4 protein-coding genes are annotated in these 5,725 nt (G+C 76.6%); all 4 read right to left on the reverse strand.

All coding sequences use genetic code 11. The features are described from left to right. Window positions 1-365 precede the first annotated feature (365 nt). The 4 genes from GTR00_RS13075 to alaS are packed head-to-tail and all read right to left on the reverse strand — an operon-like array spanning window position 366 to window position 5,599. Window positions 366-1,232 carry a shikimate dehydrogenase gene (locus GTR00_RS13075; RefSeq protein WP_166612049.1) on the reverse strand — a complete coding sequence of 289 codons (867 nt, stop codon included), beginning with the start codon at window positions 1,230-1,232 and terminating at the stop codon, window positions 366-368. Beyond that, window positions 1,229-2,317, reverse strand: a complete 1,089-nt coding sequence (gene mltG / locus GTR00_RS13080; RefSeq protein ID WP_240900080.1) for an endolytic transglycosylase MltG — start codon at window positions 2,315-2,317, stop codon at window positions 1,229-1,231. The genes GTR00_RS13075 and mltG overlap by 4 nt, the downstream gene beginning before the upstream one ends. Beyond that, window positions 2,317-2,901 (reverse strand): Holliday junction resolvase RuvX, encoded by a 585-nt coding sequence (gene ruvX, locus GTR00_RS13085; RefSeq protein ID WP_166612051.1) that lies wholly within the window; start codon window positions 2,899-2,901, stop codon window positions 2,317-2,319. The genes mltG and ruvX overlap by 1 nt, the downstream gene beginning before the upstream one ends. Window positions 2,902-2,917: 16 nt before the next feature. Further along, window positions 2,918-5,599 (reverse strand): alanine--tRNA ligase, encoded by a 2,682-nt coding sequence (gene alaS, locus GTR00_RS13090; RefSeq protein ID WP_166612052.1) that lies wholly within the window; start codon window positions 5,597-5,599, stop codon window positions 2,918-2,920. Between the last annotated feature and the right edge of the window lie 126 nt (window positions 5,600-5,725).

Below are 5,725 nucleotides of genomic sequence, written 5' to 3' on the forward strand. Positions count from 1 at the left end.
GTGCGGGGACCTCGGCGGGGGCGTCGGCGGTGAGCCGGGCCAGCAGCGCGCTGACGTCGCGGCGCGGGGCCACGCCGTAGCGGTCGCCGTGCTCGTCCGCCGCGCCCTGGGGGCGCAGGTTCACCGGCACGTACGGGTCGACGGGCCGGCCAGCGGCACCCGCGTCGTTCATCTCGCTCCCCTCGACGGCGCCCGCCCCGGCGCGCGGCGGCGTCGTCGGTCGACACCGTCCCCACCGTGTCGGCGGAGGAGGGGGTGCTCTTGAGGCGGCGGCGGCGGCGCCGGGCAGCGTCAGCCGTTCGGGTGAGCGCGCCGCCGGCGCCGCGGGAGCGCCCTCACGGCGGGCACCCCCCGCGCCGGGGGCTTCACGCCTGCGCGCGCGCCCGCAGCTGCGCCAGCCCGGCCTCGCGCATCGCCGCCAGCGGCGCGCGCCTGCCGGTCATCAGCTCCACCTGCGCCGCGCCCTGGTGCAGCAGCATCTCGAAGCCGCCGACCACCGGGCCGGGCCACGCGCCGGCCAGCGGGGTCGGCCACGGGGCGTAGACCACGTCGAGCAGCAGCGGGGCGGGGCGCGCGCCGCCGGGGGCGGCGGCCGGGGCCAGGACGTCGGCCACGTCCCGCGAGGCGCCGGCCGGCACGGTGGAGACCACGACCTCCGCCTCCAGCACGGTGCGCAGCCGGGACCAGTCGCGCACCTCCACCTCGCCGCCGACGCGCTCGGCGACGGTGCGCAGCTGCCCGGCGCGCTCGGGGCTGCGCACCACGGCCACCGGCCGCGGGCAGCCGGCGCGCAGCAGGGCCACCAGCGCGGAGCGGGCCGTGGCGCCGCCGCCGACGACGGCGCCGCGGTGCACCCGGGTGGCCCCCGCCTCGGCCAGCGCGGCGACGACGCCGTGCACGTCGGTGTTCTCCGCGCGCAGGCGGACCCCGGCGCGGCCGGCGGCGGGGGCGTCCTGGCGGGGGGTGACGACGACGGTGTTCACGGCGCCGACCGCGCGGGCGAAGGCGTCGACCTCGTCCACCAGCGGCAGCACGGCGCGCTTGAGCGGCATGGTCAGGCTCAGCCCGGCCCAGCCGGCGTCCAGGGAGGCCACCAGGGCGGGCAGGCCGTCCTCGTCGACCTCCAGGGCGCCGTACTCCCAGCCGTCCAGGCCCAGCGCCGCGTAGGCGGCGCGGTGCAGCGCCGGGGAGAGGGAGTGGGCGATGGGCGAGCCGCAGACCGCTGCCCTCACGGCGTCTCCGGGTGCTCCCGCAGGTACCGCCGGAACAGCTCCACGTTGGCGGCGTGCTCGGCGCCGGTGGTCGCGAAGCGGGTCTCGCCCGTCGCCAGGTCCACCGTCACGAAGTACACCCACGGGCCCGGCTCCGGGTGCACGGCCGCGCGCAGCGCGTCCTCGCCGGGGTTGGAGATCGGCCCGGCCGGCAGGCCCGGGTGCAGGTACGTGTTCCAGGGCGTGTCGGTGGCGCGCTGCTCGGCGGTGGTGGTGACGGTGGTGCCGCCGGTGCCGTAGCTGACGGTGGAGTCCAGCTGCAGGTTCATGCCGTCGGCGATGCGGTTGGCCAGGACCTGCGTCACCTTCGCCATGTCCTCGGGGGTGCGGGCCTCCTTCTGCGCGATGCTCGCGGCCACGAGGACCTCGTGCTCGCGCTCGGGCGGCACGCCCAGCTCGCGCAGCGCCTGCGCGGTGCGCTCGACCATCGCGCGCAGCAGCTCCACGGCCGTCTCGTCGGGGTCGACGTCGTAGGTGGCGGGGAAGAGGTACCCCTCGGGGTTGCCGCCCGCGGAGGCGGGCAGGCCCAGGGCGGCCGGGTCGCGCAGGGCGGCCTCGAGCTCCTCGGCGGCGATGGGGGTCTGCTCGCCGACGAGGGCGAGCACCTGGCTCACGCGCAGCCCCTCGGGCACGGTGAGGCGGGTGGTGACCTTGGAGGCGGGGTCCAGCAGCAGCGACACGGCCGAGGCCGCGGACATCTCCTTGCGCAGCCGGTAGGTGCCCGGCTGGATGCCCGCCATGCCCGGCTGGGCAGAGGCGGCGGAGACGAAGGCGTCGGTGGTCTTGACCACGCCCGCGCCCTGCAGGGTGCGCCCGATGGCGCGCCCGCTGTCGCCGGACTCCACCTTCACGTCGACGGTGCCGGCGCCGGCGCCCTCGAAGTCGCCGCTGTCGGTCAGGCGCGCCACCACCGGTGACAGCGCCCCCCAGGCGGCCCAGGTGCCGCCGCCGACGAGGGCGAGCGCGAGGAGCAGCACGACGAGCACGCGGCCCCGGCGGCGGCGCGGGCGCCGCTCGCGCGTGCCGGGCAGGTCCATCAGGTCCATCACCGTTCTCGGCCCTCCGTGGCGTCGGGACGCGCACCGGCGCCCGCTCCCCCGCCCGCCCCGGCGGGGCGCGCGGTCCTGCCGTGCCTGGGCTTGCGCCGCGTCTCGCGGCCCGGCGCCCCGGCGGCCGGCAGCACCCGGCCGGGTGCGCGGCCGCCGGTGCGCTCGGCGTCCAGGGCTGCCTGCAGCAGCACCACCGCGGCCGCCTGGTCGACGACGTCGCGGAACTGCTTCTCCCGCCGGCCCGCGGCGTGCAGGGCGCGGTGGGCGTCGACGGTGCTCAGGCGCTCGTCCACGAGGCGCACCGGCACGGGGTCGACGGCGAGAGCGATCTTGCGCGCGTGCTCGACGGCGCGCAAGGCCGCGGGCCCCTCGGTGCCGTCCAGCGACAGCGGCAGGCCCACGACGACCTCCACGGCGCCGCGCTCGCGCACCTCGGCGGCGACCTCGGCCACGTCGGCGTCGGCGTCCGGGTCCCGCGCGAGGGTGCGCACCGGGGAGGCGATCACCCCGGCAGGGTCGCACGCCGCCACGCCGACGCGGACGCTGCCCACGTCGACGCCGATCCGGACCCCCTCGCGCACCGCGTCCGCGCCCGGCTCAGGCGGAGCCGGTGACGCGACGGCCCACGGCGTCGCTGAGGCCGCGCAGGGCCTCGGCGACCTTGGCGGGGTCCTGCCCGCCGCCCTGCGCCACGTCGTCCTTGCCGCCGCCGCCGCCGCCGAGGGTCCCGGCGGCCCCGCGCACCAGCTCACCGGCCTTCACGCCCCAGCGCCGGGCCTCCTCGTTGGTGGCCACGACGACCACGGGGCGCTCCTTGGCGACGCCGGCGACGGCGACCACGACGGGGCGGGCGTCGCCCAGTCGCGAGCGCACGTCCAGGGCCAGGGTGCGCAGGTCGTCGGCGGAGGCGGCGCCGGCGTCGTGCGCGACGACGCTGACGCCGAAGACGTCCTGCGCGCCGGAGGCCAGCTGCGGCGCGAGCGCCAGCACCTGCCCGGCGCGCAGCTTGGCGATCTCCTTCTCCGCGTCGCGCAGGCGCGTGACGAGCTGCCCGACGCGCTCGGGCAGCTCCTCCGGGCGCGCCTTGACGACGTCGGTGAGCCTGCTGACGAGCAGGTGCTCGCGGGAGAGGAAGTCGTAGGCGTCGGTGCCCACCAGCGCCTCGATGCGGCGCGCGCCGGAGCCGATGGAGCCCTCCGAGACGATGGAGACCAGCCCCACCTGCTGGGAGGTGAGGGTGTGCGTGCCGCCGCACAGCTCCTTGGACCAGCCCTCGCCGATGGTGACCACGCGCACGCGGTCGCCGTACTTCTCGCCGAACAGGGCCATGGCGCCGTAGTCCAGCGCCGCGGCGCGGTCCATGACGGCCGCGCTGACCTCGAGGTCGTCGGCGATGCGCTGGTTGACCACGCCCTCGATCTCGCGCACGACCCCGGCGGGGACCTGCGCGGCGGAGGAGTAGTCGAAGCGCAGCCGGCCGGGGGCGTTCTCCGAGCCGGCCTGGGTGGCGGTGTCGCCGAGGTGCTCGCGCACCACCTGGTGCACCAGGTGGGTGGCGGTGTGGGCGCGGCTGACCGCGCGGCGGCGCACGGCGTCGACGGCGGCGTGCGCGGCGTCGCCGGCGACGAGCTCGCCGCTGCGCACGGTGCCCTTGTGCACGTACAGGCCCTTGACGGGCTGCTGGACGTCCACGACGTCCACGACGGCGCCGGAGGCGGTGGTGATGGTGCCGTGGTCGGCGAGCTGGCCGCCGCCCTCGGCGTAGAAGGGCGTGCGGTCCAGGACGACCTCGACGTCGGTGCCGGCCGGCGCGGAGGGGGTGCTGACCCCGCCCTGCAGCAGCACCGACACGCGCGCCTCGCCGGCGGCGAGCTCGTAGCCGGTGAAGGCGACCGGGCCGGTGAGGCCCTCCAGGGCGGAGCGGTAGACCGTCAGGTCCACCCCGCCGGTCTTCTTGGCGCGCGCGTCGGCCTTGGCGCGCCCGACCTGCTCGGCCATGAGCGCGCGGAAGCCGGCCTCGTCGACGGTGACGCCCGCCTCGGCGGCCATCTCCAGGGTGAGGTCGATGGGGAAGCCGTAGGTGTCGTGCAGGGCGAAGGCGCGCTCGCCGGACAGCGCGGTGCCGCCGGAGGACTTCGTGCTCGCCACCGCGGACTCGAAGATCGCGGTGCCGGAGACCAGGGTGCGCCGGAACGCCTCCTCCTCGGCGTACGCGACGCGGGCGATGCGCTCGAAGCCGGTGCGCAGCTGCGGGTAGGAGGCGCTCATGACCTCCATGGAGGCCGGCAGCAGGTGCGGCAGGGCCGGCTCCTCCACGCCGAGCAGGCGCATCGCGCGCACGGCGCGGCGGATCAGGCGGCGCAGCACGTAGCCGGCGCCCTCGTTGCCGGGGGTGACGCCGTCGCCGATGAGCATCAGGGCGCTGCGCACGTGGTCGGCGACCACGCGCATGCGCACGTCGTCCTCGTGGACGGCGCCGTAGCGCTTGCCGGACAGCTCGGCGGCGCGGTCCAGGACGGGGCGGACCTCGTCGATCTCGTACATGTTGTCGACGCCCTGCTTGAGGAACGCGACGCGCTCCAGGCCCATGCCGGTGTCGATGTTCTTGGCGGGCAGCTCGCCGGCGACGTCGAAGTCGGTCTTCGAGCGCACCGCGGAGAGCTGGTACTGCATGAAGACGAGGTTCCAGATCTCCAGGTAGCGGTCCTCGTCGGCCTCGGGGCCGCCGTCGGCGCCGAACTCGGGGCCGCGGTCGAAGTAGATCTCCGAGCAGGGCCCGCCGGGGCCGGGCTGGCCGGTGTTCCAGTAGTTGTCGGCCTTGCCGCGGCGCTGGATGCGCTCGGCGGGCACGCCGACCTCGCGCCAGAGCTGGAACGCCTCGTCGTCGTCGAGGTAGACGGTCGTCCACAGCCGCTGCGGGTCGAAGCCCAGGCCGCCGTCGGCCTCGGGGGTGGTCAGCAGCTCCCAGGCGAAGGCGATGGCCTCGCGCTTGAAGTAGTCGCCGAAGGAGAAGTTGCCGTTCATCTGGAAGAACGTGCCGTGGCGGGTGGTCTTGCCGACCTCCTCGATGTCGAGGGTCCGCAGGCACTTCTGCACGCTGGTGGCCCGCTTGTACGGGGCGGGCACCTGCGCGGTCAGGTAGGGGATGAACGGCACCATGCCGGCCACGGTGAACATGAGGCTCGGGTCGCTCGACACCAGCGAGGCGCTCGGGACGACGGTGTGACCCTTGCGCTCGAAGAAGTCGAGCCACCGGCGACGGATCTCTGCCGTCTGCATCGGACGTGCCTCCTGTACTGGGACTGCTGTGCACCGGGCCGCCGACGCGGCGGACCGCCCACCGACCCTACCCGGCGGCGGGCGCCCCCGGTGCGCGGCCGGTGCGCCCGGCGGGTGAGCGGCGGG

The organism is Kineococcus indalonis, assembly GCF_009906395.1.
Classification (GTDB): Bacteria; Actinomycetota; Actinomycetes; order Actinomycetales; family Kineococcaceae; genus Kineococcus; species Kineococcus indalonis.